Here is a 26,703-nt window from a genome sequence, read left to right on the forward strand (position 1 = left end):
TCCCATCCTGCCCTTCATCTCACGGGGTAGTGTCAATCAGACCGATCCGAGGTCTCAGAACTGCTGGAACCAGCGCTGGATCTGGGCCGGATCCTTGCTCTGGGTCAGGGCGAGCATCAGCAGCACCCGCGCCTTCTGCGGGTTGAGGGTCTCGGCGGCGACGAAGCCGTACTTGGCATCATCGATCTCCGCATCCAGGGTGGTAGAGCCGGTCGGCACGCGGGCGGAACGCACCACGCGAATGCCGTCCTTGCTCGCCTTGGCCAGGGTGTCGAACAGGGTGTGGTAGAGGTTGCCGTTGCCCACCCCGGCGCTGACGATGCCGTCAAACTTGGCATCCACCAGGGCCTTGGCCGGCAGGTCCGAGGCGTTGGCGTAGCTGTAGACGATGCCGACCTGGGGCAACTTGTCGAGCTTGCTCACGTCGAACGGGGTCTTGCTGGTATGCAGACGGGCCGGGCTGCGCTGGTAGTCGATCTTGCCGTTGTGGATGTAGCCGAGCGGGCCGAAGTTGGGGGAGGCGAAGGTCTGCACTCCTGTGGTGTTTGTCTTGGTGACGTCGCGGGCATCCAGCACGGTGTCGTTCATCGCCACCATGACGCCACGTCCCTTTGAGGCGGGGTCGGAGGCAGTCACCACAGCGTTGTAGAGGTTCATCGGGCCGTCGGCGCTCATGGCGGTGGAGGGGCGCATGGCGCCCACCAGCACCACCGGCTTGTCGCTCTTGACGGTCAGATTGAGGAAGTAGGCGGTCTCCTCCATGGTGTCGGTGCCGTGGGTGATGACGATGCCGTCCACGTCATCCCTGGCCAGCAGCGCGTTGACGCGCTTGGCGAGCGTGAGCCACACCTCGTCGTTCATGTCCTGGGAGCCGATCTTGACCACCTGCTCACCCTGCACGTCGGCCACGTTTTTCATCTCGGGCACGGCGGCGATCAGCGTCTCGATGGCCACCTTGCCGGCCTCGTAGTTGGACTGGGTGGCGGACTGGCCCGCCCCGGCGATGGTGCCCCCGGTGGCCAGAATGTGCACGCTGGGCAGCGCCATGGCCATCGGGGAGAGGGTCAGGCCGAGCACGGCGGCGATCAGGGTCTTGCGAATGGGAAGGGTCATGCTGCAATCCTTTTGGATGAGGGAATTGCAGCATTTTTATTCTTTTTAAACGGGATTTAAGTGATCACTCTCACCAATAAAAAGAAGTAAACAGAATATTAGTCTGATTTATACCAATTAAGTGATAATTCACTCTACCTGAAAGCCTCTCGCCTCGATCAGGGCGATCAACTCGGCTTTGCTCAGCTCGCTCTCGATGACGGCCTGGCGGCTGGCAAAGTCGACCGTGGCGGTGCGGACTGCTGGCTGGGCCAGCAGGGCCTTTTGCAGGCTGGCAGCGCAACCGCCGCAGGACATGCCGGTAACGGTGAGTTCGATGGTCATGGGCTCTCTCCTCTGTCGATGTGACATCAGCCTAAAGCTGCCGCCTCCGGCAAGGTCAAGGGTGAATGCCGATCCCGTCAACCCCGGGTCGTGCATCATGGCGGCGCCCCATCACCCCATCAGTCCCAGGTAGTTCATCAGGGCGGCCCCCAGGCTGGTGGTGACGAGCGAGCCCAGGGTGGTGGTGGCGATGATGTTGGCCGCGAGGGCGCTGTCACCGCCCATGGCGCGGGTCATCACATAGCTGGCGGCGGCGGTGGGGGTTGAGCTGATGAGAAACAGGATGCCGAGGGCCTGAGGGCTGAAGCCGAGCGCCCAGGCCCCCAGCACCAGCAGCACGGGGATGCAGCACAACCGGTTGACCGTGGCCCAGCCGGTCAGCATGGCGCCGCCGCGCAGGGCCTTGAGGTTGAGGCTGGCGCCGGTGCACAGCAGGGCCAGCGGCAGGGTCATGTTGGCGAAATAGTTGCCCGTGCTGATGACCAGCTGGGGCAGTTCGATGCCGAGCAGACCGAAGGGCAGGGCCGCCAGAATGGCGATGATGAGGGGGTTTTTGACGATCCCCTTGAGTATGGGGGCGAGCCCCTTTCCGCCCCCCAGGCTGCGGGTCAGGGTGATCACCGCGAGCACGTTGTAGAGCACAGTGATGGAGCCCACCAGCAGGGCGGCGGCCCCTATCCCCTCCGGGCCGTAGGCGTTTTGCACATAGGCCAGCCCCATGATCCCCATGTTGCCGCGAAAGCTGCCCTGCACGAAGATGCCCCGCAATTTCTGCTCGCTGATGAAACGGGCCGCCAGTACCTCCAGCACCAGGAAACCGGCGAGGGTGCCGAGCAGGCCGTAGAGGATGAGCCAGGGGCTCGGCATGGTGGAAAAATCGGTGCGCACCATGCTGAGAAACAAGAGAGCTGGCAGGGTGACCTGGAACACCAGACGGGAGGCGGACTCGACGAAGCTGTCGGGCAAGAGACCCAGCCGCTTGAGCCAGATGCCGAGTACCAGCACCAGACAGATGGGGCCCGTGATGGAGAGAGAGAAGTGCAGACTTGCCAACAGATCCATGATGCGCGTCCTGTGCAACGGCGAAGAAAGTCGCCTGGGAAAGGGCATTCTAACGCCATGGGCTTGTATTCACAGGAGTTAATCACAACAATGTCTGCATCCCGGTTGTCGCCCTCCCCTGTCACGGATCCCCCATGGAAAAGAAACTGACCATCCTCGATATCGCTCGCCTCAGCGGGGTCGGCAAGTCGACCGTCTCCCGGGTGCTCAATCAGGATCCCAAGGTCAATGCCCAGACCAGGGCCAGGGTTGAATCGGTGATCGCCCAACACGGTTTCGTCCCGAGCAAATCGGCGCGGGCCATGCGCAGCCAGAGCCAGCAGGTGGTCGGCATCGTGGTGTCGCGCCTCGACTCCAGCTCCGAGAACCAGGCGGTGCGCGGCATGCTGGAGACCCTCTACCAGCGTGGCTACGACGCCGTGCTGATGGAGAGCAAGTTCTCCCCCGCCAAGGTGAGCGAGCACCTGGCGGTGCTGGAGCGGCGCGGGGTGGACGGCATCATCCTGTTTGCCTTCAACGATCTGGACTATGCCGCCATGGCGCCGCTCAGGGAGAAACTGGTGCTGATGGCCCGCGAGCGCCCCGGCTTCTCGTCGGTCTGCTTCGACGATGACGGGGCGGTGCGCGCCGTGCTCGCCCACCTCGGGGAGCGTGGCCTGACCGAGGTCGCCTATCTCGGGGTGGAACGCAGCGATCTCACCACTGGGCTGCGTCGGCATCAGGCTTACCTCGACTACTGTCGGGAACAGGGGCGCACACCCCGCAGCGCCCTCGGGGATCTCGGTCTGCAAAGCGGCTATCGGCTCGCGGCCGAGCTGCTCACCCCCACCACCCAGGCCATGGTCTGTGCCAGCGACACCCTGGCCATCGGCGCCGCCAAATACCTGCAGGAGCAGGGTCGCACCGACATCCTGGTGAGCGGCCTTGGCAGCAATCCCATGCTGACTTTCCTCTTTGCCAACACCCTCAGCCTGGATTTCGGCTACAAGGACGCCGGCATCCTGGCCGCCAGACAGCTGCTCGACCAGATTGAAGAGGGGCAGCCCCCCAGAGCGACCATCGCCCCCTGTCAGCCCCTGTAGTCTATCTTTTCCTCCATTCCCGGCGTTTTGCGCTTTTTGTGACCAGCGCCACGAATTGGGAACGTTCCCATTGCCGATACCAGCCACTGGCTTCATGCTGATTGGGAACGATACCAATAAACGGGCGGTCCTTGGCCAGCCGGTAAAGACACGACCATTATTCATGGAGTCACAGAGGGAAGGCTCATGTCAAAAGTCAACACACAGCATCTGGCGCAGCTGATCGAGCGGATCGGCGGCAAAGAGAACATCACCACTGTCAGCCACTGCCTGACCCGGCTCAGGTTCGTGCTGGCCGATCCGGCCAAGGCCGATCCCAAGGCCATCGAGACCATCCCTTCGGTGAAGGGGAGCTTCACCCAGGGCGGCCAGTTCCAGGTGGTGATCGGCAACGAGGTGGATCAGTGGTACAAGGCGCTCACCCAGGAGATCGGCGTGAGCGGCGGCAGCAAGGAGGCCGCCAAGCAGGCCGCCCGCCACAACATGAACCCGTTGGAGCGCGGCATCTCCCACCTGGCCGAGATCTTCGTCCCCCTGCTGCCCGCCATCATCACCGGTGGTCTGATCCTGGGCTTTCGCAACGTCATCGGCGACATCAAGATGTTCGACGACGGCACCCACACCCTCACCGAGATCAGCCAGTTCTGGGCCCAGGTGCACGCCTTCCTCTGGCTGCTGGGTGAAGCCATCTTCCACTTCCTGCCGGTGGGTGTCTGCTGGTCTGCGGTGAAGAAGATGGGCGGCTCCGAGATCCTCGGCATCGTGCTGGGTATCACGCTGGTGTCGCCGCAACTGATGAACGCCTATGGCATCGGCCAGCAGACCCCGGAAGTGTGGGACTTCGGCCTCTTCGTCATCCAGAAGGTAGGGTATCAGGCCCAGGTCATTCCGGCCCTGCTGGCGGGTGTCTTCCTCGCCTGGGTGGAAACCAGCCTCAAGCGCATCATCCCGGCCTATCTCTACCTGGTGATTGTGCCCTTCATCTCCCTGCTGCTGGCGGTGATCGTGGCCCACGCCCTGATCGGTCCGTTCGGCCGCTGGATTGGTGACGGCGTCGGCTTTGCCGCCAAGGCGGCCATGACGGGTTCGTTTGCCCCCATCGGCGCAGCCCTGTTCGGCTTCCTCTATGCGCCCCTGGTCATCACCGGCATCCACCACACCACCAACGCGGTGGACCTGCAACTGATGCAGAGCATGGGCGGCACCCCCATCTGGCCGCTGATCGCCCTCTCCAACATCGCCCAGGCGTCTGCGGTCGTCGGCATCATCCTGATCAGCCGCAAGGAGAACGAGCGGGAGATCTCGGTCCCGGCCGCCATCTCCGCCTATCTCGGGGTGACCGAGCCAGCCATGTACGGCATCAACCTCAAGTACAAGTTCCCCATGCTGTGCGCCATGGTGGGCTCAAGCTGTGCGGCTCTCATCTGCGGCTTCGCCGGTGTGATGGCCAACGGCATCGGGGTGGGCGGCCTGCCGGGCATCCTCTCCATCCAGCCGCAATACTGGGGCATCTACGCCATCGCCATGCTGGTGGCCATCGTGGTCCCCGCCCTGCTGACCCTGCTGGTCTACAAGCGCCAGCAGGCTGCCGGCAAGCTGGATCTGGCCACGGCCTGATCCACACAACCTCGGCGGAGCCCTGGCTCCGCCCTTTATCGTTGCCCTGTTCCAACTAATCCGGTTTCAACCAATGAGCGAACCAACCATGACACAGACACCCTGGTGGCAAAGCGCCGTGATTTACCAGATCTACCCCAAGAGCTTTCAGGATTCCGGCGCCCGTGGCACCGGTGATCTCAAGGGGATCATGGCCCGCCTCGACTATCTCAAGACCCTCGGCGTCGATGCCCTCTGGCTGACCCCGGTCTATGTCTCCCCCCAGGTGGACAACGGCTACGACATCGCCGATTACCTCAACATAGATCCCGCCTACGGCACCATGACCGACTTCGAGGCCCTGCTGGGCGCCGCCCATGCGCGCGGCATCCGCATCGTGATGGACATAGTGGTGAATCACACCTCCACCGAGCACGCCTGGTTCAAGTCGGCGCTGGGGGACAAGCACAGCCCCTATCGCGACTACTACATCTGGAAAGATCCGGTGGACGGCGGCGTGCCCAACAACTGGCAATCCAAGTTTGGCGGCAGCGCCTGGGAGCTGGACCCGGCCACCGGCCAGTACTACCTGCACCTGTTTGCCCGCGAGCAGGCGGATCTCAACTGGGAGAACCCGGCCGTGCGCGCCGAGGTGAAGAAGATCATCCATTTCTGGGCGAAGAAAGGGGTGGACGGTTTCCGCCTCGACGTCATCAACCTCATCTCCAAGGATCAGGCATTCCCTGACGACGAGGTGGGGGATGGCCGCCGCTTCTACACCGACGGGCCGCGCATCCACGAATTTTTGCAGGATGTGAGCCGCGACGTCTTCGCCCCCGTGGGAGCCATGACGGTGGGCGAGATGTCTTCCACCAGCCTGGAACACTGCCAGCGCTATGGCGCGCTGGATGGTTCCGAGCTCTCCATGGTGTTCAACTTCCATCACCTCAAGGTGGATTACCCGGGCGGCGACAAGTGGACCAAGGCGCCGTTCGATTTCCTCGAACTCAAGCGCATCTTCAACCACTGGCAGAGCGGTATGCATGGCAAGGGGTGGTCGGCGCTCTTCTGGTGCAACCACGATCAGCCGCGCATCGTCTCCCGTTTCGGTGACGAGGGCGAACAGCGGGTAGTGGCCGCCAAGATGCTGGCCAGCACGCTGCACGGCCTGCAAGGCACCCCCTACATCTATCAGGGGGAGGAGATCGGCATGACCAACCCCGGCTATCAGCGCCTCGATGACTATCAGGATGTGGAGAGCCGCAACATCTTCGCCATCAAGCAGGCGGAAGGGATGAGCGAGGCCGAGATCCTCGCCATTCTCGGCGCCAAGTCCCGGGACAACTCGCGCACCCCGATGCAGTGGAGCGCCGCCTCCAACGCCGGTTTCACCAGCGGGACGCCCTGGCTCAAGCCCGCCGCCAACTATTCCGAGATCAATGCCGAGGCGGCGCTCGCCGACCAGCACTCGGTGTTCTGGCACTATCGGGATCTCATCGCCCTTCGCAAGGCGTACCCCATCTTCACTCAGGGGGATTATCAGGAGCTGCTGACCGGGCACCCGCAGATCTGGGCCTATGTCCGCCGCGCCAACGGTCAGACCCTGCTGGTGGTGAGCAACTTCTATGGCAAGCCGGCGGCCTTCGAGCTGCCGGCCGAGCTGGCCGGTGGCAAGGGGCAGCTGCTGCTTGGCAACTACCCGGATAGCCCGGCCCGCCCGCAATCCTGCAAGCTGCGCCCTTACGAATCCCTGATCTGGCTGATGGAGCAATGATGACTGACGCAACGACAGTGCAGCGGCCCGCCGTGCGTGGCCCCGAGTGGCAGAAGATGGTGGCGGGAGCGCCCTATGATGCAGGGGACCCCGAACTGCGGGCTGCGCGGGAGCAGTGCCGCGCCCTGCTGGGAGAACTGAACCGGGAGCGAACCGATGCCCCTGGTTGGGATGAGCGCCTCACCCGCCTGCTGGGTGGCCGCGCAGAACGCTGTTTCATCACGCCCCCCTTCTTCTGCGACTATGGTGCCAACATCTTTGTCGGCGAGAATTTCTACGCCAATTTCAACTGCACCATCCTGGATGTGTGCGAGGTACACATAGGCGACAACGTGCTGCTGGCCCCCGGAGTGCAGATCTACACCGCTACCCACCCGGTGGCGGTAGCGCCGCGCATCAAGGGGGTCGAGTTCGGCAAGCCGGTGCGCATCGGCAACAACGTCTGGATTGGGGGCAGCGTCGTCATCTGCCCGGGCGTCACCATAGGGGACAACAGCGTCATCGGGGCGGGGTCCGTTGTCACCAGAGACATTCCGGCAGGCGTGGTGGCGGTCGGCAATCCCTGCCGGGTCTTGCGCCCCATGACGGCAGAGGAGCTGGCGCCCGGGGAACCTGGCTGACACAGAAGGGGCAGGCCGTACCTGCCCCTGTTCCTTTCCCTGACGGCGCTCCCGCAATGCCGGCAAGGCTTCGGCGCAACCCCCTCTTTACCCGGGCAGCAAGGCGCCGCAACGCTTGTGCTGTCCCATGACCACCAGAGTCTTGAAACTGCGCACCTGGTCCCTGGCATGGAGCACCCGACGGGTGAACTGCTCGTAACTTTGCATGTCCCTGGCGGCCACTTGCAGCACGAAGTCCTGCTCCCCCGTCACATACCAGAGATCCATCACCTCGGGTTCCCGCTGCAGGCTGGCGATCATCTCATCGACGATGCGGCCATGATCCCGCTCCAGGGTCACCAGCACCAGCATGGTGATGGGCCAGCCCATGGTGGACGGTGCCACCAGCGCCACTTCCCGCTCGATGAGACCGGACTCCCGCAAGGCGCGGACGCGGCGGTAGCAGGCTGGGGCGGAAAGACCGACCCTGTGGGCCAGCTCCGGCGTGGGCAGACGGGCATCCTGTTGCAGCTCGGCGAGGATGAGCAGATCAAATTTGTCGGTCATGGGGTTCATTTGATAAAAATTATCGCACAAGGCCAGTATTAGACCGGTTTTACCCAAGTCTCCAGATATATTTTACTGCCCATCGTCCTGCTCGGTATCAATACCATGCAACCCAATCCCAATGCCCTCTCCTCTCTTCTGGCCGTCCTGCTCGCCATGCTGTCGATCACCCTCGGCGCCTCCCTGGCCAAATCCCTGTTTCCCCTGCTCGGAGCCGCAGGCACGACCCTGTTCCGGCTGGGGTGCGCCGCCCTCCTCCTCTCCCTGGTGTTTCGCATCTGGCGTGCCCCCCTCGACCGACGCACCCTGCTGGGCGCCATCCCCTACGGCCTGTCGCTTGGGGCCATGAACCTGCTCTTCTATCTGGCCATCGCACGCATTCCCCTCGGCGTAGCCCTGGCCATCGAGTTCATCGGCCCCCTGACGGTGGCCCTGCTCTCCTCACGCCACCGGGCAGACTTCATCTGGCTGATACTGGCCATCGCCGGGCTGCTGCTGCTCTTGCCCCTGCGGGCAACACAGCAGGCCATCGATCCCCTGGGGGCCGCACTGGCTCTCGGGGCTGGCCTCTTCTGGGGGCTCTATATGCTCACCGGAAAGCGGGCAGGAGCCTTGCTGGGCGCACAGGCTCCGGCGCTGGGCATGTGGGTGGGCACCCTGCTGGTATTGCCCTTCGGGCTGGAGGGTGCGATCGAGGCGTCATTCACCGTCCCCGTGATCCTCACCATCATCGGGGTGGGGCTGCTCTCGAGCGCCATCCCCTACTCTCTCGAGATGTTTGTCCTGCGCCGCCTTCCCCTCAAGAGCTACGGCATTCTCACCAGCGGTGAACCGGCCATGGGAGCCTTGATGGGACTGGTATGGCTGGGTGAGCAGTTGCCCCCGTCCCAGTGGCTCGGGATAGCCGCCATCATCGCCGCCTCCATGGGCACCACCTGGCAGGCGGGTCGTCGACAAGCGGGCTCCGCCTGAACCAAAAAAATCGGGGCCGGCGATGACCGGCCCCGGGGATGGCACGAGCGCGTCAGGACGAGTAGTCGTAACAGCGTTTGAGCTCGCCGAAGTCATAGAAGAAGCTACCCACCGCAATGGGGGCGCAACCTGCCTTGAAGGCGAGCTCCTTCTCGTTGTAAAGCATCTTCACCAGCACCCGGCCGGCCTCGTTGCGGTAGACATCCCACTGGATGTTGGCCGCATAGGGAGAGACCCAGCCGCCACGCCATTCGTTGTTTTCCTGGCTCATCAGCACGCCAAGCTGGGCGCTCTGGCGGCTCCCTTCCAGCTCCATCAGGGCCGCCAGCGGGATCAGGGTCTCCGCATGGGCGAAGCGCAGCTTGGCGACATGCTCACCCGCCTCTTCCACCACCTGGGTCTGTACCTCGTTGAAGAGGCCGTCAAGCAGGGGCTGGGCCACGGCGTAGGTGGCGCTCTGGCTGGCAAGACTCGGCCCCTTCTCGTAGAAGTCCTCGGCATCGGAGAGGTAGGAGAACCAGGCAGACTCCTCTGGCGTGATGAACTGCTCGAGATCCCAGGATCCGCCTTGTGCCTGCGCCTCCCGGATCATCCCCGGGCCGATGATGAAGAGGTTGTAGAGCATGAGGGCGGCGTCCACCTCGTCGCGCACATGGGTCTTGCCACCATCCTCCGGATTCACCGCCACATAATCCACCCCGGCGGCCAGCTCGTCGACGAAGGCCTTGCTGTAGAGACGCTCGAGCATCTCGCGGGCCATCACCCGGGTCCTGGGCAGGGCCTTGAGCGCATCGAGGGCCTCGGTCAGTTCGGGAGCAGGAGCCACCCCGTTCTCTTCGTCCCCGACAAAGGCCTGATAGGCCTGGAAGGTGGGCAGATACCGGGTGTACTCCCCCTGCGGCTCGGTCTTGTGGAAGTAGAGCTCGAACTTGTTGCGCAGCCCCTTGTCGATCTCGGAAGGGTTCTCCTGGCTGACGTAACAGTCGGGGCTGTCCGTCACCAGAGAGACCCGTTTGGCCAGGCTCTGCATGAAGAAGTAGGCGCTTTCGTTGGCGCGATCCTTGCCCGATGTCTCGACCTTGAGGCAGAGGGGAGTCGATTCAGTGGTCAGCAGGGTGGGCAGCCGTTCGGCGAGCCGGGTCGCCAGGTTGGCGTGCTCCTCCTTACCGAGCGCACTCAGCAGGCCATAGCCGAGGGTCTGGTTGGCGGCCGTGACGGCGTCCACCTTGGCGCCGAGCCGTTGGCCCAGCTCGGTCAAGGCCCCCTGTCTCGCAGCCTCCTCCCACACCAGCTTGGTCAGCACATCGTATTTGGGGCTGGACAGCGAGCGGGAGCCATGGCGTGCCACCAGTTCGGTGAAGACGGGACTAAAGCCTTCAGGGGCAACCTCATAGCTGTTCATTGCCTGACGGGCGGCATAGACCGCCTTGGTGCTGTATTGATAGTCGCCGACGGCGGGCGAGGAGGAGTCATTGCCCGAATGGCAGCCGCTCAGCAGGGTGGCCGCCACGCAGGCGGCAAGGGAAGAGACGCGAAACATAGTCATCCTTGAACCAGTGTGAAAATGAAGTCGCACAGTACGCACCGGATGTGACAATCCCGTGTCAGGTCTGGGACATGCACCTCTCTCCTGAAGGGTGACTCCCCTCCAACCTGCCTGCTTCCTCCCCACAAAACATCATTCATATTTTTTGAACGTGTAGGCCAGTTTATCTCGCTAACAATGACCGGGTGAGGCGCTTAATATTCACACATCGCTTAGGCAGGAGCGCCAAGCCGCAAAACAACTGGTCGTTCATGGCAGTCCCCCATACACATGGGTGACAAACATCCGTGACAAAACAACACACCATTTGAATGACCTCTTGCAAGGATGCATTGATACAGGCCTGTCAGGCCTTGCCAATGACATAAAAACCAAGAGAGTGAATGAACATGAAAAACGTGATCAAGATGCTGGCCGTGGCAGGCCTGATGAGCGCCGGTGTTGCCCAGGCTTCCATCCCCGCCGACTTCAATGCCACCCCGGGTGTGCTGTTCGTGAACTGGCATGCCAGCGCCGCCATGGCCGGCAAAGCCAACCCCATGCTGGAGGTGCGCGATGAATCCGGTGATCTGGTGGCCTCCGTCCACGCCAACCTGATGGGTACCCAGCAGGTACAGATCCCGAGCCGCGCCCAGGGCAACCTGACCGTCAGCCTCGGCGATCAGAGCAGCGATTACCGCATCCCGTTCGGCATCGGCAGCGGCAATCCCCGCTGATCAACGCAGACGACTTCCCTCCCGGGTCTGGCAAAGACACGCCGACCAGAGAGAGCAACGACAAGGGCGCCATCAAGGCGCCCTTGTCGTCGTTGCCGTCGGCATACACGGCTACTGGGTGAAGACGGGACCGAAGCCGGATCCCCACAGGATGGCCGTGGCAGCCAGCACGCAGACCAGCAGCACCAGGCCGACCGTCACCACTGAGCTGGCGTAGATGAATCCCTGCTCCTTGGTGATGTGCATCAAGATGGGCACGCCGATATAGAGCAGGTAGACGGAATAGGTCAGCCCGACCAAACCGATGAGCATCACGAACCAGAGATGCGGGAAGAAAGCGGAGAAGCCCACCATGAAGAGTGGCGTGGAGGTGTAGGCCGCCAGCTCCAGCGAGGTCGTGTAGCTGGGATCCGAGCCGAAGGTATGCCCCATCCAGTGCACCAGATAGGAGAGTGCCAGCACGCCGATGATAAGGGTCACGTACATGGCGACCGACAGCTTGAATGCGCTGGTGGCGGTCAGGGTGATGGGATCGCCGACCCCGATGCTCCAGCCGATGTGAACGGCGGAATAGTAGGCGCAGATGGGAGGGATAAGGGCCACGAGCAGGATGTGGGTCAGACTGTTTCTGAAGCTGTCGTGCCGCTCGTCTATGGTATGCCATTCGGTGTGGGGATGGGCATACAATCCCCATAAGTGATTCAATATCATAGCGTTATTCCTTCTCTACATCGGTGGTTGGCGGATCGATACCGGGCTTTCTCCTCTGATTGCGTCATGTCCGGGCGCTGGTGGCGCCATCGCTTGCCATGGCATGCGATGACTTTAAATAAAGTCGCTCCACCGCCGCTGCGTCAAGCGAGGTCGCCGGGACAGCCGGGAGGGATGGGAAGACAGCAGGAGGGCACCGGAGGCGGGCACTGATGGCACCCGCCGCCGGCACTCCCGTCAATACTGCTTGGTTTTCGAGGCAAAACCCGCGAGGAATAGACCGGTCAGGAACATGCCGCAGAAGGCCTCGATGGCCGACAGCAGTTGCAGCGGCGAGGAGGTCTGGGAGATGTCCCCATAACCCAGGGTCACGAAGGTGACGATGCTGAAATAGAGAGAGCGCCCCAGATGGCCGTGGGTTGCAGACTCCGGCGCCAGGAAATAGGTCAGGGTCGCCAGCAGGATCACCCCCATCGACATCAGCAAGCTTCTGATGGGACGCTCCCCAAACCCCCAGGTGATGAAGCTGATGAACTTGCCCGCGCACTTGAGATAGCACAGCAGGGAGAGCCAGCACTTCGTCATCGGACCGCTTCGCAACCAGCGCTCCCGGAACAGCTCCCGCGGGCTCGCCAGGGACTTCATCTCGTGCAGCTTCTCCTTGTAGTAACACTCGCCGGCGTCGACGGTGTCACCCACGCTGGAGAAGAGGCGCTTGGCATTGCGATAGAGTTTGCTCGCCTCGTTGTGGTCGATCCGCCCATTGTGGTTGTAGACCACCTCCACCTTGTCCAGGTTGGTGTGCTCCATGGTGGCATCGAAGTTCTTGGCGCTGACGCTGAAGTTTTTCAGCACCGCCCGGGAGGAGTGGAAGCGGATCTCCTCGCACTCTATGGTGAAGTCCTGAAAGACCCCGTCCTCCAGCGCCAGCTCCCGCTTCTTGGCCCAGGCCCTGTGGTCCCACAGCAGGGAGTCGAACAGATCGAGCCCGATCACCCCGCCATTGACCCTGACCCCCTTGGCCGAGCAGTGCCACAGATAAACCTTGGAGTTGTTGACGGCCCCATCGAGAGAGAGCTCGTCGAGACAGGTAAAATCGAGCAACCGGCCGGAGATGATGGGGCTTTTGAGGGTAACACCGCCGATGTTGAGCAGACGATGCTTGCCCAGCACCTGGGCCTCCCCCTTGTTGTTCTCCGAGACCGAGAGCAGGCTTTGCACCCGTTTCACCTCGTCATTGCCATGTTTTCCCGCCAGCCACATGCTGTAAGGCTCGAAACGGGTCTCCGAGCGGATGAGGCCGCTCTTGCGCAGGGATTCCAGTGCACTCGAGGCGCTCTCATACAGGCGGACCTTGTCGTCGCTCATGTAGACACAAAGGCTCAGCACGCAGCGGGAGCTGATGAAGCGGGCGATGCCGATCTGGAAGATCACGCTTTTTTCTATCTTCTGCTCCGCCATCCAGTCGTCGAAATGGGGCAGCGACGCCACCAGCAGCGCCCAGATACGGGGATAATCGTTCTCACGCCGCCACTCGTTGAATTGCTCGGGGGAAAGCTGCCAAAGCTCTGTTGCATTCATAGATGACCTCAGTAATGGAGATGTTCTCGTCGGTGATTCTCTGTCAAGTGCAACCAATAGAAGCGAGCTTACAACAGCAACGAATGGCCCCTAAGAATCAGGAGAAAAAAAGTTAACCATTTGAAAAAAAATGCATAAATGCTTTCTCACACACCAAAAAATGAACGCTCAGAGATAAAAAAAGCTCCCGACCGGGAGCTTTTTTTATGGGCAGTACGCGATGGCGTTACGCCTCCAGGCTGATGCCGATGTTGGAGACGCCGTCCTGGGCCGCGAAGGCGCGGATGGCAAGGATACGATCGCTGTCCCGTTCATGGGCCACCCGCTTGAGCAGTTCGACCTGGAACTCCAGCTCCGCCTCCATGTACTCGTGCTCATAGAGCTCCTCATCGCTGAGATCCCGCTCTTCCAGCATCTCGATGAAGCCGGCGACCGTGCCGACAGACGCATGGCTGGCGTCGTTGGCCTCTTCCCCCACCCGGCAGATCACCGAGTTGTAGGCACAACCCAGCGCCACGCAGGCGTCCAGTGCCGGATAGGCGCCGTAGGATTCAAACTTGCGGGGATCGGGAATGTAGACTTCAAACGCTTCCAGAATGGCACCAAGATTGACGCGGGATCCCTTGACCGTCAGGTAGTTCCACATCTGATCCAGCGCGTGACGGAATGCCCTCGCATCCCCGAAACCGGAAGCCTGGGTAAAGAGCACATAGTTGGGGTACATGCGCTCTGCCAGCGCCAGGGTATAGACGGTTTGCTGCCAGGGCTGCAGCTCGGCCAGTCGCTTATAAAACTTGTCACCAAACACTGGAGTCGGATCCTTTGCAAAATGTGGGGCAGATTGTAGCCCACGAGGGCCCCGTCTAAAAATGAAAAAGCGCCCTGCTCGACTATCTTGCCCGATCAACTGGGGTAAGATGGAGACAGCATCCCTCTCGCCTTGCCATAAACACGATAAGGAACAAGAGTATGAGCCAACGTACCCTGCTGCTGTTGAGTCAGGACAACAGCCACTATGAACGCCTGCTCAAGGCGGCCCATCTTCCCCATCTGCACATTCTTCGGGCCGACAATCAGGCCGAGGCCGAACAGCTTATCGGTGACGCTCATATCCTGATGGCCGAGCCTGCCCGGGCCAAGCCGCTGCTGGCCAAGGCCGGCAAGCTAAGCTGGCTCCAGTCGACTTATGCCGGGGTCGATGTGCTGCTGGACGCCAGTTGCCGCCGCGACTACCTGCTCACCAATGTCCGCGGCATCTTCGGCCCCTTGATGAGCGAGTATGTGTTCGGCCATCTGCTCAGCCTGACCCGCCAGTTGCCACTCTATCGCGAGCAGCAGCAACAGGGCGTCTGGCAGAGCCATCCCTACCAGGGCTTGAAGGGAAAGACGCTGCTGCTGCTCGGCACCGGTAGCATAGGGCAGCATATCGCCCACACCGGCAAACATTTTGGCATGAGGGTGCTCGGCATCAGCCACAGTGGCCGTGAACGTGCCGGGTTCGATCAGGTGTACCAGTTGCCGGCACTCAACAAGATGCTGGCCCAGGCCGATGTCATCGTCAGCGTACTGCCCGCCACCCGAGAGACACGCCATCTCTTCACCGCCGAACGCTTCAGCCACTGCAAACCGGGCGCCATCTTCTTCAACGTCGGCAGGGGCAATGCCGTCCATGAGGGGGACCTGCTGGCGGCACTGCAAGCCGGCAAACCCGCCATGGCGGTGCTAGATGTGTTCGAGCAGGAACCCCTGCCCGCTGACAGCCCACTCTGGCACCAGCCCAATCTCATCGTGACGCCCCACAACAGCGCCTACAGCTTCCCGGAAGATGTAGCCCAGATCTTCATCCGCAACTACATCCGCTTCATTGATGGTCAGCAGCTGGACGGCCGGATCGACTTTGACAAGGGTTATTGAAGCCGTTCTGCAATGAAAAGGCCCCGCCAGTTGGCGGGGCCTTTTTCGTCAGGAGGGCGCCGTTCAGCCCGCCTCCATCTCTTTGCGGTAGCTCTTCACCTTGGCGAGGAACTGACGCTTGTCCTTGCCGGAGAGCGGCTCCGCCATCGGCAGCTTGATCTTCATGGGATCCACCGGCCGGTTGTTGATGCGTACTTCGTAGTGCAGGTGAGCACCGGTGGAACGGCCCGTGTTGCCGGAGAGGGCTATCTTGTCGCCCATTTTCACCTTCTGCCCGGGTTTCACCAGCAGCTTGCTCAGGTGCAGGTAACGGGTCATCAGGGTACGACCGTGCTTGATCACGACATAGGTGCCTGCCAGCGGGTGGCTGGTTGCCTTGAGGACCACACCGTCACCGGTCGCCATGATGGGCGTGCCTACCGGCAGGGCAAAGTCGGTCCCCTCATGGGGCCGGACCTGCCCGGTAATGGGATGACGGCGATTCGGGTTGAAACTGGAGCTGACCCGGTAACGGCTGTGAGTCGGATAACGGCGGAAGCCGCGCTCCAGGCTGTTTGCCTGACCGTCATAATAGTTGCCATCTTCCGACAACCAGGCTGACACGGCCTTGCCCTGGCTGAACACCTCGACCCCCAGCAACTGGGTATTGCCCGTACTCTTGCCCTCGACCGTCTCCTGGCGGACCAGCACCTTGAACTTGTCACCTTTTTTCAAATCCTTGGCGAAGTTGAGGCGCCACTGGAACAGGTTGGCAATCTTCTGGATGTGGTTGGCCGGGATCCCGGCATTGCGGGCGCTGACGTAGAAGCTGCCGTTGATGACACCGTCATAGCTCTTCTGCTGCCACTCCACCTCTTCATTGAGCATGTTGGCGCTATAGGTGTCGTCGGTACGCTCCAGCACTAGGGTCTGCTTGATGTTCAGACGGATCTTCAGCTGCTGCAGAATGTTGTCCTGATCGATCAGCAACTCGATGGTCTGACCGGGTTTGAGACGCGCCAGGTTGTTCTTGGCATCCGCATCCAGCACCTTGTAGAGGGTGGTGGTGGACAGCCCCAGGTTATTGAAGATGGTGGTCAGGTTCTCGCCGTTGCGTACCCGGTAATCCTGCCATTGAGGCGTGGCATCCGCCGGGATGTCGTCTTCGGGAGCAGCTGACTCGACCAGCTCGTGATCCGGAATGTCGTTGAAGTCGGTGTTGTCTTCGTTGGTTGCGGTGCCCGTGGTGGCGATCGGCAACTCCAGACGCAGTGGCCGCTCCAGGATGTCACCGGGAGCTGGCAATACGGCTACTGCTGACAGCGTCATGGCCGTGAGCAATAGCATGGCATAGAAATGCTTGCGGGGAACCGGGGGTTCCCAATTGGCAGCCTGAGCTACCAAGGGACGGAGACGTTTCATCCGCTATCCTGTTATTAGATCTAAGGGTGGTGGTTGTGGGTCTGTTTTTATGAGTTTTTATTATGAAAACCGAATATCTGGCTTTTAGACCTAAATACTTACAAAAAGTTCATAGCTCCATGCACGAAACTCACATTTTATGCATAACCTTCCAGCATGGGCAGAAATGATCGTCATTTTCAGCCATTTTTTTCTATTTTTAAGAACCAAGTCCGGTTGTGGTGCTCTCCGGCCCAGAAAATGTTGCAAAAACATCTCCATGGAGTGGGTATGTCATTGGCAAAATTGTTAAATGTAATCATTCTGATCCTCTTCACCATCGGCGCCGCGCTGCTGCTCGTGCTGGAGATCACCACGGTACGACAGTCTATTCTCGACCAGATGTCGGCCAACCTTGAAACCGCCATCACCGCGCTGGGGCTGGTGCTGCAGGGTACCTTGCTCAACGATGACAAGGTCCTTGCCGAGACCATAGTGAACGCCATGTTCGACGGAGGCTTCGTCAACTCCGTCGTCCTGCTGGATCCGGATGGCCAGGTGCTGTTCCAGAAGGTGTTCCACACCGCACAGCAAAATATTCCAGGCTTGCTCCCCTCAGTTATCGACATGCCACCGGTCAAGATTGAGCAGGAGTTGACCGACGGCTGGCGCATTCTCGGTACCCTCACGCTCGAGGGACACAAGGGTTACGCCTACCAGCATCTGTGGAACGCCATCAGTCGTACCGGACTTGCGCTGCTCGCCGGCCTGCTGGTGTTCAGTCTGGTGATCACCTGGGTGTGCCGCCGCCTGCTACGCCCCCTCGAACAGATCAGTCTGCAGCTGACCCGGATCCGCAAACGCCAGTTCAGCGGCAACCTGCCAACCCCGTGGCTTCGCGAATTGCAGGAAGTCGTCGTCTCCATCAACCAGCTGGTCTCCGAACGCAAACGGGACCTGCTGCAACAACGGCTGAAGATCACCCAGCTTGGCAAGCACGACGCCCTCCCGACCCACCAGAAGCTCGTTGGTCTGGTCGACACCGATGGCAACACCTATCAGCAGCATTTCTTCTCCACTCAGGGGAGTATCAGGCTCTACAGCCGCCTGTTACCCAAGCACCCCCCCACCACGGACAGCTCGCCGGATGAAATTCGGGCGCTGCTCAACGACTGGCTGACCCAGAAGGCGGAAGGGCTCCAGCTACCTCTCAGCCTGCTCGGCCATCCAGACTGGGCGCAGTTTGCCCCCGTGCTGGCCAGCGCTCGTGGCAAGACGCTGGACTGGCGCTGGGATCTGGCTATCTTCCCCCCCCTGGCCGAGGAGCGACTGACTGCACTCCAGTCCCAGGGGATTGAGCTGGCGTTCAGCAACATCCCGATGAACAACGACAATCTGGCCAGACTCGACCCCATCAGACCCGTCTTCATCAGTTGCCAGCTCACCCAGTCCCCCCTTTATTGGAACCTGCTCTCCCAATGCCTCCATGCTTCCGGCTACACCTTGCTGGCGGAAGCCGGCGACGTGAGCGATGTGGACATGCTGCGCAGTTGGGGCATCGATGGTTATGCCACTCAGGAGAATGCATCATGAGGATCCCGCTGCTGCTGCTTGCCCTGCTGTGGCAACCGACCCTGTACGCGACCACCATGACCATAGGCACCGGGGGGGAGCAAGGCATCTATTACCAGGTCATCAAGGAGTTCTGCAGACTGGCCAAAAAAAGTGACCCCACGATGCCCTGCAAACTGCAGGCCAGCTCCGGGTCCATCGAGAATCTCCGTCAGCTGAAAGCGGGAGAGGTCCCCTATGCCCTCGTCCAGTCAGACTGGCTCTATCAGGCCAGCCAGGGCACGGGGCCTTTCGTTGCCCAACCACAACGCGAGCTGAGGGCTCTCTTTGCCACCCACGCCGAACCTTTCACCATAGTGGTGCGAGCCGATGGGGATATCACCACCCTGGAGCAGCTCAAGCTGGCCCCCATCGACATGGGCCTGAAGAGTTCAGGGACTCGGCAAACGGCATTGGCCCTGTTCAATGTTTTGGGTGCAAAGGAGCAGGATCTTGATTTGAAGAGCGTCGCCAATCTCTCCGAAGCACTGTGCAGTAAACAGATCGATGCCTATGGCCTCGTCATGGGTCATCCCAACCGTATCGTGCTCGACACCGCCAAGCGCTGCGACGTGCGCTTCCTGGCGATCGAGGGGCCCGTCAGGGACCAGCTGCTCAAGGGGGTCAGGTATTATCAGCGCAGCCAGGTGCCGGCACGCATCTACCCGGGCAACCTCAAGGCAACCCCGACCTTCGCCATCGCCGCCACCCTGGTGACCAATGCCGCCACACCGGATGACGAGGTCTATCGGCTTACCCGGGCCATGCTGAGCCAGCAAACCAGTTTCAACGAACAGACCTATGGCTATGCGAACCTGTTTCACAAGGCGCGCAACAAGATAGGCCCGGTGCTGAGTGTCGAACAGCATCCGGGCGCGGCAAAATATTTCGAGGAGTTGAAGGCGGCGGACAAGTTATAGCTGGCGACGGGGGGAGCGCAAATGCTCGCTGGAGAAGCGGCTCTGCATCGAGGTCCACTGGGCCAGGCGATCGGCGCTCCCCGCCAGGGTTCCCTCGCGACGAGATTTCATGATCCAGATGCTTTTGGCATCGAAACTGTAAACCGGCTGCAGATCATTGCGCTTGCTCCCCGGCAGGATGCGGCCATTGATGTTGTCCAGCACCAGGGGATCTGACTTGATGGTCGGGAAGTACAACGTCACCATGTGGAACTGGTTGTAACGAATTGCCTTCACATAGGCCAGCCGCAGCTTCTTCTCGTCGACCCCCAGCTCCATCAGGGTGTAGTACTTGGCGATGCTGTAGTCCTCGCAATCCCCTCCTCTCGCCCCGATGAACTCCAGCGGATTGGCCCAATAATCATCATCCCCCCACAGTCTGGGATCCTCGCTGTAGGTCAGGTTGTTGAAGTAGTTATTCACCAGCTCCAGCTTCTGCTGGTCCGTCGTTCCGGCCCTTGGCGTCAGCAGACGAGAGAAGGCCTCGGACCGCTGGATCGCTCTGGCGCCATAGACCGCCTGCATTTTTGCCCTGAGTTCCGGGCTGGCGATGTGTTCGGAAAGACCGGATGCCTGTATGCCGGATCCCAGCAGGGTCAGCGTGCAGACAGAGACGAGCAACCATTTCATGACTGACACTCCATATCAGATGCTGGAGGTCAGTATAGTTGGCCGCGCCGCCTCTATCGTCAATGTCGGGCAAGGCCTAGCGGCACTGGGCGAAGGCGTCCGCCAATTGCTGCATGAATTGCGGATAACCGTCCGGACCGAGCGGCACCTGCTCGCCGACTTCGTCCAGCAGCAGCACCTTGGCCCCGGTATTGCGGGCAACCGACTCGATCACCGCCGGGGAGAACTGCGGCTCGGCGTAGATGCAGCTCGCCTTTTTCTCTTCCAGCGCCTTGCGGATATCAATCAGCGTCTTGGCTCCCGGGCGACGCTCCGGACTCACGGTGAAGTGTCCCTTGGAGCTCATGCCGTAGTGACGCTCCCAGTATCCATAGGCTTCGTGGAACACGAAGTAGCCCTTCTGATCCACCGCCTCCATCTGCACGGCGATCACCTTGTCCAGGGCGTTCACCTTGCCCTCGAAGGCCGCGAGATTGGCGGCATAGCGCGCCTGGTTGGCAGGGTCCAGCTTGCCCAGTTCGGTTGCAATCGCCTTGGCAATCACCTTGGCCTGGGTTGGACCCAGCCAGATGTGGGGATCCACCCCTTCGTGGTGGTGCCCTTCATGGCCCTCGTCGTGCGAGCCGTGGTCATGGGCGGCATGGTCATGATCCTTGTCATCATGGTGATGATCGTCATGCTCCCCCTGGGTCGCATAGTTGTACAGCGACATGCCGGGAACCTGGGTCAGGGTCAATACATGAGGATGCCGGGCAAGGGGTTTGGCCATGAAGCCTTCCAGCTCCGGACCGACCCACACCACCAGATCGGCCTCGTTGATGCTGCGAATATCGGAAGGGCGCAGGGAAAAATCGTGGGGCGACGCGCCAGTGGGCAGCAGCACCCCGGGCTCGCTCACGCCATCGGTGATCGCCGCCGCGATGAAGCCCAGGGGTTTGATGGTGGTCAGCACCTCGAGGGCACGGACAGGCAGACTCACCGCCATCAGGGCAGTGATCAGAGCAAGAATTCGCATAGAGGTCTCGTCAGGGAGTATGTGTGTGATAATATAACAAACCAACGTCGCTGTTATATTATAACTCTCACAGGCTGTAAACCCCGGAGCTGTCATGACCCAACTGGTGGAGCTGAAAAAGGTCTGTCTCTCATTTGACGGACGACTCGTGCTCGACAAGGTCTCCTTTACCCTGAACAAAGGCAAAATCACCACCCTGGTCGGCCCCAACGGGGCGGGCAAGAGCACCCTGAGCAAGCTGGTGCTGGGTTTGCTCCGCCCAGATTCGGGGGACATCGTCCGCCGCCGCGATCTGCGGGTCGGCTATGTACCCCAGCGCCTCTATCTGGACCCCACCCTCCCCCTGACGGTGCGCCGCTTCCTGCAACTTGGCAAGAACAGCCGCCTCTCCATCGAGGAGGCGCTCAATCGGGTCGGTGCCCAGGATCTGCTGGACAACCGGATGCAAAAGCTCTCCGGTGGCGAGATGCAGCGGGTACTGCTGGCCCGCGCCCTGCTGGTCAAGCCCGAGCTACTGGTGCTGGACGAACCGGTGCAAGGGGTAGATATCACGGGCCAGATCGAGCTCTATGCCCTCATCAGCCAGCTGGCCGCCGAGTTCCACTGCGCCGTGCTGATGGTCTCCCACGATCTGCACCTGGTGATGGCCAGCACTCACGAGGTGATCTGCCTCAATCGCCACGTCTGCTGCCACGGCGAGCCACAGAGCGTGGCCCGTCACCCGGAATTTGCCCGCCTGTTCGGGCGACCGGAGCGGGAGGTGCTGGCGGTCTATACCCACCATCACCACTGCGATGGCGAACACCATCATCATGAACCGCAGGCTCCCGTCATCCGCCTGCCCTCTCGCAACAACTAGGATCTTCACGTGGACAGCTTTCTGTTATACGCCCTCGCGGCCGGACTCGGCATCTCCCTGCTGGCCGGGCCGCTTGGCAGCTTCGTGGTGTGGCGCAAGATGGCCTATTTTGGCGACACCCTCTCCCATGCCTGCCTCTTCGGCATCGCCCTCGGCATCCTGCTGCAGGTGGACCTCACCCTGGCGGTCGTGGTCTGCTGCCTCGCCATGGCGATGCTGCTGGTGATCATGAGCCGCAACCAGCAGGTGGCCACCGACACCCTGCTCGGCATTCTGGCCCACAGCGCCCTGTCGCTGGGTCTGGTCACCCTGAGCTTCATGGACAACGTGCGGGTGGATCTGATGGCCTACCTGTTTGGCGACCTGCTCTCGGTGCAGCCCATGGACCTGCTCTGGATCTACGGCGGCGGCGCCCTGGTGCTGCTCACCCTGTGGCGGCTCTGGGATCCCCTGCTCTCCATGACCATCTCGGAAGAGCTAGCCCGGGTGGAAGGGGTGCGGGTGGATGTGCTGCGCTGCGTGCTGATGTTGCTGATAGGCCTGGTCATCGCCGTGGCCATGAAGTTCGTCGGGGCGCTCATCATCACCTCCTTGCTGATCATTCCCGCCGCCACCGCCCGCCGCTTCAGCCAGACCCCGGAGCAGATGGCCGGCTTTGCCGCCCTGACAGGCTGTCTCGCCGTGCTGGGGGGCCTTGCCCTCTCCTGGTATCAGGACACCCCGGCCGGTCCCTCGGTCGTAGTCTGCGCCACCACCCTCTTTGTACTGAGCCAGTTCAAGCGCACCTGACCCGCTCCTGATGGCCCTGGTCTCGCCAGTGCCATCAGGCCCCCCCGAAGCAGACTCCTGCGTCGTGGGCTGCGCCATCCATTCTGCATAGGGCACCCAGCCCGTTCAGACACGCCTGAGAGGCTCGTTTTCCCCGGGTCTCAGGCTCGCCTGCGACTCCTGCCACAGCCACTGACGCAACCGGCTGATGGCGGGTTCATGGGCGCGCGAGCGCTTGAAGACGAAATAGAAGTTGTCGCCGGTCTCGAGGGCGTGCAGGGGCAGCCGCACCAGACGCGGATCCTCCGGCTGCAACATATAGTCGTTGATGAGCGCCATTCCCTGGTCCCAGTTCGCCGCCTCCAGCGCGAGCAGGATATGGCTGAAATGGTGCACCCTCGCCTCGGGGGGAATGGTCAGCCCCCCCATTTCGGCCCAGCGCCGCCAATCTTCCCCCTTCTCGCGGTAGATAGCCTGGATGGAGAGCAGCGGCAACTGCCACAGGGTGGCGGGCCACTCCCCTTCCACCTGCTGCCACATCCGGCGACTGCACACCGGCATCAGCCGCTCCCGATAGAGCAGATCGTGCATGTAGCCCGGCCCTTCGGGGGAGACGGTGATGAAACCGTCCGCCACCCTGTCGGAAAGCTCGGGATCTTCCGCCACCATCTCCAGGCTGAGATCCAGCTCGGGATAGAGCTGGCGCAGCCCGGCCAGGCGCGGGATCAGCCACTTCACCGCAAAGGAGCTGTAGACCGCGAGCCGCACCCGCATCTCGCCGCCGCCGCGCAACTGCTCGCTGCTCTGGGCAATCTGGACTAGCCCGGCGGCGATCCCCTCGAAATAGATCTCCCCCTGGGGCGTCAGGGAGAGCAGCCGCCCCTGGCGCAGCAGCAGCCGCTCCCCCAGAAAATCCTCCAGCAGACGGATCTGGTGACTGACCGCACTCTGGCTGACATTGAGCTCCAGGGCGGCGCGGGAAAAACTCAGCAGGCGGGCAACCACCTCGAAATATTGAACGGCGCGCAGGGGGGGCAGCTTCATTATCCAAATTTCTCATGCGTGATGATTTTTTATCATTTTACTGGATAACAGGCCGTGGGCTACCCTCCCCTCATCTGAATCTGGAGGTGGTATGAATGCAGTCGGGATAGGCATCCTCTATCTGGTGCTCGGCAACATGGTGGCGGTCTTCTCCGATGCCCTGGTCAAGGTGCTGGAGCCGGACCAGCCCATTTTCCAGTTTGTCTTTTTCCGCCAGCTCTCCGCGGCCCTGCTGCTCGCCCCCTGGCTGCTCTGGTCCTGGCGGCGCAACCCGCCGGTAGCCCTCAAGTGGCACCTGCTGCGGGCCCACATCTGGGCCGTCGGCGTCTGCCTGATGGTGGTCGCCCTCACCCGGCTGCCGCTCGCCACCGCCAACGCCCTCTTCTATGCCGCCCCGCTGCTGATGGTGCCGCTCGCGGTCTGGCTGGCGGGGGAGGCACTCTCGCGCCAGAAGGTGCTGACGGCGCTGCTCGGCTTCGTCGGGGTGCTCATCGTGCTGCGCCCGACCGAGGTAAACTGGGCCGCCCTGGCGGCGCTCGGGGTGGCGCTCTCCCTGGCGGTCAACAACCTGCTGATCAAGCGCATCCCGCTCCAGCAGCCCATCGCCCAGACCCTGTTTTTCACCAATGTGCTGAGCATGCCCTTCATCCTGGCGCTGGCCTGGTGGGAAGGGGGCGAGTGGCAATGGCAGATGTGGTGGCCCGCCTTCGGCTCCTCGGCGCTCATCATGGTCTACGCGGGGCTGTGCGTGATGGCCTATCGCAAGGCGGAGGCGAGCAAGATCGCCTCGGCGGAGTACACCGGGCTGCTGATGGCGGTCGCCATCGGGGTCTGGCTGTTTGACGAACAGCCAGGGCTGCCGCTGCTGCTGGGGTGCCTGTGCATCATACTGCCGCTGGTCGCCATGGCCCGCAGCAAGCCCCAGGCCGAGCCGGCGCTCTAGCCTGCCGGGTCAAGCAGGGGGGCGACCCTCTGCTGCAGATGGGGGATCACCGCCTGCTCGAACCAGGGGTTCTTCCTGAGCCAGAGGGTGTTGCGCGGGGACGGGTGCGGCAGCGGCAACCAGGCCGGGCCATAGTCCGCCCAGTGTCGCACCGTCTCGGTGAGCGATCCTTTCGCCGCCGCCCTCAGGTAGTAAGCCTGCGCATACTGGCCGATGAGCAGGGTCAACTCGATGTTGGGCAGCAGCATCAGTACCTTGTCGTGCCAGGTGGGGGCACATTCCGGGCGCGGCGGCAGATCCCCCGACTTGCCCCTGCCCGGGTAACAGAGCCCCATGGGCATGATGGCGATGCGGGATTCATCGTAAAAGGTGGCCTTGTCCACCCCGAGCCACAAGCGCAGCCGATCGCCGGAGGGATCGTCCCAGGGGATGCCGCTGGCGTGTACCCGGGTGCCGGGGGCCTGGCCGATGATGAGCAGACGGGCGCGCTCGTTGCCGCGGATCACCGGCCTTGGGCCGAGCGGCAGGTGGGCCTCGCACAGGCGGCAGGCCCGGATCTGTTCAAACAGGGGATCGAGTCGGTTCATGGGCCCGATAGTACCAGAGTTTTCTCCCCGCTCCCGCTTGTGAAAGGAGCGGCGGATACTTATCATGCAGCCGCCATTGTTTAGTTTAATAAACGGAGAGAGATGAAGAACTGGATGGGCACCGGCAGCGCAGCCCTCTCATTCGTGCTGTGGGGCATGCTGCCCCTCTATTACCAGTTCATGCCCGAGATCAACATGTGGGAACTGCTCTCCCACCGGGTGCTCTGGTCCGTGGTGCTGCTGGGAGGCCTGCTTCTGCTCCTCGGCCAGCGGGTACCCTGGGGGGCCCTGCGCGGCGATCCCCGGCAGCTCGGCCTCGTGCTGCTGGCGGGCCCCGTGATGTCCATCAGCTGGTGCATGTTCACCTGGTGCCTGACCACGGGCCAGGTGCTGGCCACCAGCCTCGCCTTCTTCATGACCCCGCTGTTCAACATCGCCTTTGCGGTGCTCTTCCTCAAAGAGAAGCTCACCCCGCAAAAACACCTGGCGGTGGCGCTCGCCCTGGCGGGGCTCGCCTACATGCTCTTCTCCTACGGCCAGCTGCCCTGGTTCTCCCTCGTGATGGGGGCCAACTTCGCCCTCTACGGCCTCATCAAGAAGAAGGTGAGACTGGACGCCGGTACCAGCCTCTATCTGGAGTCCCTGGTGCAGTTGCCCGTCGCCCTGCTGATCATCGGCTGGCTGACCTTGCAGGGCACCAGCCAGTTTATGGCCGGTGACTGGACCGAGCGCCTGCTGCTGATGGGCAGTGCCCCCGCCACCCTGCTGCCGGTGGGGCTGTTCTGCTATGCGGTGGCGCGCACGCCCATGAGCACGGTGGGGCTGTTGCAATACATAGAGCCGAGCCTCGCCTTCCTGCTCGCCCTCTTCTGGTTTGGCGAGATCCCGGATCCGGTGAAATCCGTGGGCTTTGCCTTCGTCTGGGCCGGCCTGCTGGTGAGCCTGCTGCCCCTGCACCGGCTTGGGCACCAGCGGGCCAGGTGGCGCACCTCGTGACCCTCGCCACCCCCACTCCCTCCCGCTGGTTTGTCTATCTGGTGCGCACCGGCACCGGGGCACTCTATGTGGGGATCAGCACGGATCCCGAGCGGCGACTGCGTCAGCACCAGAGCGGCAAGGGGGCCAGAGCCCTGCGCGGCAAGGGCCCCCTCTCCCTGGTATGGCAGCAGGAGGTCCCCGGCAAACGCGAGGCGCTGCGCCTCGAGTACCGCCTCAAGCAGCAGAGCAAGGCGTTCAAGGAGCGCCTGGTGCACGAGCCGGCGTTGTGGCACGGCTGGAGCCTTTCCTGGCTTGCCACCCCGCACACCGACCCTGTGTCGCCCCCATAAAAAGGGCCACTGCAAGCAGTGG

General features: G+C 62.0%; 27 protein-coding genes. 14 read left to right on the forward strand and 13 right to left on the reverse strand.

Annotation, left to right across the window (positions count from 1 at the left end; translation table 11 throughout):
- Positions 1 to 54: 54 nt before the first annotated feature.
- The 3 genes from ansB to PG879_RS03740 form a co-directional block, all read right to left on the reverse strand.
- Complete coding sequence (ansB, locus tag PG879_RS03730; RefSeq protein WP_010675782.1) at positions 55 to 1,113, reverse strand: L-asparaginase 2; 1,059 nt, start codon at positions 1,111 to 1,113, stop codon at positions 55 to 57.
- Positions 1,114 to 1,242: 129 nt separating this feature from the next.
- Positions 1,243 to 1,437 (reverse strand): heavy-metal-associated domain-containing protein, encoded by a 195-nt coding sequence (locus PG879_RS03735; protein WP_042015137.1) that lies wholly within the window; start codon positions 1,435 to 1,437, stop codon positions 1,243 to 1,245.
- Between the two features lie 111 nt (positions 1,438 to 1,548).
- The gene (locus PG879_RS03740) at positions 1,549 to 2,499 is read right to left on the reverse strand and encodes an AEC family transporter (protein ID WP_270829772.1); all 951 of its coding nucleotides are present in this window, start codon (positions 2,497 to 2,499) and stop codon (positions 1,549 to 1,551) included.
- Positions 2,500 to 2,633: 134 nt separating this feature from the next.
- Between PG879_RS03740 and treR the strand changes: the two genes are divergently transcribed.
- The 4 genes from treR (at position 2,634) to PG879_RS03760 (ending at position 7,571) form a co-directional block, all read left to right on the forward strand.
- Positions 2,634 to 3,581, forward strand: a complete 948-nt coding sequence (gene treR, locus PG879_RS03745) for a trehalose operon repressor TreR (protein ID WP_041211765.1) — start codon at positions 2,634 to 2,636, stop codon at positions 3,579 to 3,581.
- 186 nt (positions 3,582 to 3,767) lie between these two features.
- Positions 3,768 to 5,198, forward strand: a complete 1,431-nt coding sequence (treB, locus tag PG879_RS03750; RefSeq protein ID WP_039039721.1) for a PTS trehalose transporter subunit IIBC — start codon at positions 3,768 to 3,770, stop codon at positions 5,196 to 5,198.
- Between the two features lie 88 nt (positions 5,199 to 5,286).
- Positions 5,287 to 6,951 (forward strand): alpha,alpha-phosphotrehalase, encoded by a 1,665-nt coding sequence (gene treC / locus PG879_RS03755; protein ID WP_270829773.1) that lies wholly within the window; start codon positions 5,287 to 5,289, stop codon positions 6,949 to 6,951.
- Positions 6,951 to 7,571 carry a sugar O-acetyltransferase gene (locus PG879_RS03760; protein WP_029314833.1) on the forward strand — a complete coding sequence of 207 codons (621 nt, stop codon included), beginning with the start codon at positions 6,951 to 6,953 and terminating at the stop codon, positions 7,569 to 7,571. The genes treC and PG879_RS03760 overlap by 1 nt, the downstream gene beginning before the upstream one ends.
- 87 nt (positions 7,572 to 7,658) lie before the next feature.
- On the opposite strand, the gene PG879_RS03765 is transcribed toward PG879_RS03760, so the two are convergent.
- Positions 7,659 to 8,117, reverse strand: a complete 459-nt coding sequence (locus tag PG879_RS03765) for an Lrp/AsnC family transcriptional regulator (RefSeq protein ID WP_039039724.1) — start codon at positions 8,115 to 8,117, stop codon at positions 7,659 to 7,661.
- 105 nt (positions 8,118 to 8,222) lie between these two features.
- Between PG879_RS03765 and PG879_RS03770 the strand changes: the two genes are divergently transcribed.
- Complete coding sequence (locus PG879_RS03770) at positions 8,223 to 9,089, forward strand: EamA family transporter (protein WP_270829774.1); 867 nt, start codon at positions 8,223 to 8,225, stop codon at positions 9,087 to 9,089.
- 52 nt (positions 9,090 to 9,141) lie between these two features.
- On the opposite strand, the gene PG879_RS03775 is transcribed toward PG879_RS03770, so the two are convergent.
- On the reverse strand, positions 9,142 to 10,635 hold the full coding sequence (locus tag PG879_RS03775) for a histidine-type phosphatase (RefSeq protein WP_039039726.1): 1,494 nt from the start codon (positions 10,633 to 10,635) through the stop codon (positions 9,142 to 9,144).
- Positions 10,636 to 11,018: 383 nt separating this feature from the next.
- Between PG879_RS03775 and PG879_RS03780 the strand changes: the two genes are divergently transcribed.
- Positions 11,019 to 11,351, forward strand: a complete 333-nt coding sequence (locus PG879_RS03780) for a hypothetical protein (RefSeq protein WP_270829776.1) — start codon at positions 11,019 to 11,021, stop codon at positions 11,349 to 11,351.
- A 111-nt stretch (positions 11,352 to 11,462) separates the two neighbouring features.
- On the opposite strand, the gene PG879_RS03785 is transcribed toward PG879_RS03780, so the two are convergent.
- From PG879_RS03785 to PG879_RS03795, 3 genes are all read right to left on the reverse strand, one after another.
- Positions 11,463 to 12,062: a Yip1 family protein gene (locus PG879_RS03785; protein ID WP_270829777.1), complete on the reverse strand. Its 600-nt coding sequence runs from the start codon at positions 12,060 to 12,062 to the stop codon at positions 11,463 to 11,465.
- A 237-nt stretch (positions 12,063 to 12,299) separates the two neighbouring features.
- The gene (locus tag PG879_RS03790; RefSeq protein WP_270829778.1) at positions 12,300 to 13,643 is read right to left on the reverse strand and encodes a potassium channel family protein; all 1,344 of its coding nucleotides are present in this window, start codon (positions 13,641 to 13,643) and stop codon (positions 12,300 to 12,302) included.
- A gap of 226 nt (positions 13,644 to 13,869) precedes the next feature.
- On the reverse strand, positions 13,870 to 14,451 hold the full coding sequence (locus PG879_RS03795) for a YjaG family protein (protein ID WP_042864483.1): 582 nt from the start codon (positions 14,449 to 14,451) through the stop codon (positions 13,870 to 13,872).
- 161 nt (positions 14,452 to 14,612) lie between these two features.
- Between PG879_RS03795 and PG879_RS03800 the strand changes: the two genes are divergently transcribed.
- The gene (locus tag PG879_RS03800) at positions 14,613 to 15,557 is read left to right on the forward strand and encodes a D-2-hydroxyacid dehydrogenase (RefSeq protein ID WP_039039728.1); all 945 of its coding nucleotides are present in this window, start codon (positions 14,613 to 14,615) and stop codon (positions 15,555 to 15,557) included.
- Between the two features lie 63 nt (positions 15,558 to 15,620).
- On the opposite strand, the gene mepM is transcribed toward PG879_RS03800, so the two are convergent.
- Positions 15,621 to 16,958, reverse strand: coding sequence for a murein DD-endopeptidase MepM (gene mepM, locus PG879_RS03805; protein WP_010672809.1), 1,338 nt, complete (start codon positions 16,956 to 16,958; stop codon positions 15,621 to 15,623).
- Positions 16,959 to 17,228: 270 nt separating this feature from the next.
- On the opposite strand from mepM, the gene PG879_RS03810 reads away from it, so the two are divergent.
- Together PG879_RS03810 and PG879_RS03815 are read left to right on the forward strand one after the other, a co-directional pair.
- Positions 17,229 to 18,530, forward strand: a complete 1,302-nt coding sequence (locus PG879_RS03810; protein WP_270829779.1) for a LapD/MoxY N-terminal periplasmic domain-containing protein — start codon at positions 17,229 to 17,231, stop codon at positions 18,528 to 18,530.
- Entirely contained in the window at positions 18,527 to 19,468 is a 942-nt protein-coding gene (locus PG879_RS03815) for a TAXI family TRAP transporter solute-binding subunit (RefSeq protein ID WP_270829781.1), read from the forward strand. The genes PG879_RS03810 and PG879_RS03815 overlap by 4 nt, the downstream gene beginning before the upstream one ends.
- Here PG879_RS03815 and PG879_RS03820 read toward each other — a convergent pair.
- Together PG879_RS03820 and znuA are read right to left on the reverse strand one after the other, a co-directional pair.
- The gene (locus PG879_RS03820; protein ID WP_042878306.1) at positions 19,463 to 20,137 is read right to left on the reverse strand and encodes a transglutaminase-like cysteine peptidase; all 675 of its coding nucleotides are present in this window, start codon (positions 20,135 to 20,137) and stop codon (positions 19,463 to 19,465) included. The two genes, PG879_RS03815 and PG879_RS03820, sit on opposite strands and share 6 nt — an antisense overlap.
- 76 nt (positions 20,138 to 20,213) lie before the next feature.
- A complete protein-coding gene (gene znuA, locus PG879_RS03825; protein ID WP_010672805.1) occupies positions 20,214 to 21,152 on the reverse strand; it encodes a zinc ABC transporter substrate-binding protein ZnuA in 939 nt (312 codons plus the stop codon).
- 94 nt (positions 21,153 to 21,246) lie between these two features.
- Here znuA and znuC point away from each other — a divergent pair, with 94 nt between their 5' ends.
- Positions 21,247 to 22,011, forward strand: coding sequence for a zinc ABC transporter ATP-binding protein ZnuC (gene znuC, locus PG879_RS03830; RefSeq protein WP_270829782.1), 765 nt, complete (start codon positions 21,247 to 21,249; stop codon positions 22,009 to 22,011).
- A gap of 9 nt (positions 22,012 to 22,020) precedes the next feature.
- A complete protein-coding gene (znuB, locus tag PG879_RS03835; RefSeq protein ID WP_270829783.1) occupies positions 22,021 to 22,800 on the forward strand; it encodes a zinc ABC transporter permease subunit ZnuB in 780 nt (259 codons plus the stop codon).
- Positions 22,801 to 22,905: 105 nt separating this feature from the next.
- Here znuB and PG879_RS03840 read toward each other — a convergent pair whose 3' ends face one another.
- The gene (locus PG879_RS03840) at positions 22,906 to 23,823 is read right to left on the reverse strand and encodes a LysR substrate-binding domain-containing protein (protein ID WP_042014956.1); all 918 of its coding nucleotides are present in this window, start codon (positions 23,821 to 23,823) and stop codon (positions 22,906 to 22,908) included.
- Between the two features lie 91 nt (positions 23,824 to 23,914).
- Here PG879_RS03840 and PG879_RS03845 point away from each other — a divergent pair, with 91 nt between their 5' ends.
- The gene (locus tag PG879_RS03845) at positions 23,915 to 24,766 is read left to right on the forward strand and encodes a DMT family transporter (protein WP_104455200.1); all 852 of its coding nucleotides are present in this window, start codon (positions 23,915 to 23,917) and stop codon (positions 24,764 to 24,766) included.
- Here the strand turns inward: PG879_RS03845 and PG879_RS03850 are convergent.
- Positions 24,763 to 25,353, reverse strand: a complete 591-nt coding sequence (locus PG879_RS03850; protein ID WP_010672800.1) for a uracil-DNA glycosylase family protein — start codon at positions 25,351 to 25,353, stop codon at positions 24,763 to 24,765. The genes PG879_RS03845 and PG879_RS03850 overlap by 4 nt on opposite strands.
- 102 nt (positions 25,354 to 25,455) lie before the next feature.
- Here PG879_RS03850 and rarD point away from each other — a divergent pair, with 102 nt between their 5' ends.
- Entirely contained in the window at positions 25,456 to 26,349 is an 894-nt protein-coding gene (rarD, locus tag PG879_RS03855; protein WP_270829784.1) for an EamA family transporter RarD, read from the forward strand.
- Positions 26,346 to 26,681 (forward strand): GIY-YIG nuclease family protein, encoded by a 336-nt coding sequence (locus tag PG879_RS03860; RefSeq protein ID WP_270829785.1) that lies wholly within the window; start codon positions 26,346 to 26,348, stop codon positions 26,679 to 26,681. The genes rarD and PG879_RS03860 overlap by 4 nt, the downstream gene beginning before the upstream one ends.
- The last annotated feature ends 22 nt before the right edge of the window (positions 26,682 to 26,703 follow it).

It is taken from the genome of Aeromonas sp. QDB63, from assembly GCF_027707425.1.
GTDB classification, from domain to species: domain Bacteria; phylum Pseudomonadota; class Gammaproteobacteria; order Enterobacterales; family Aeromonadaceae; genus Aeromonas; species Aeromonas caviae.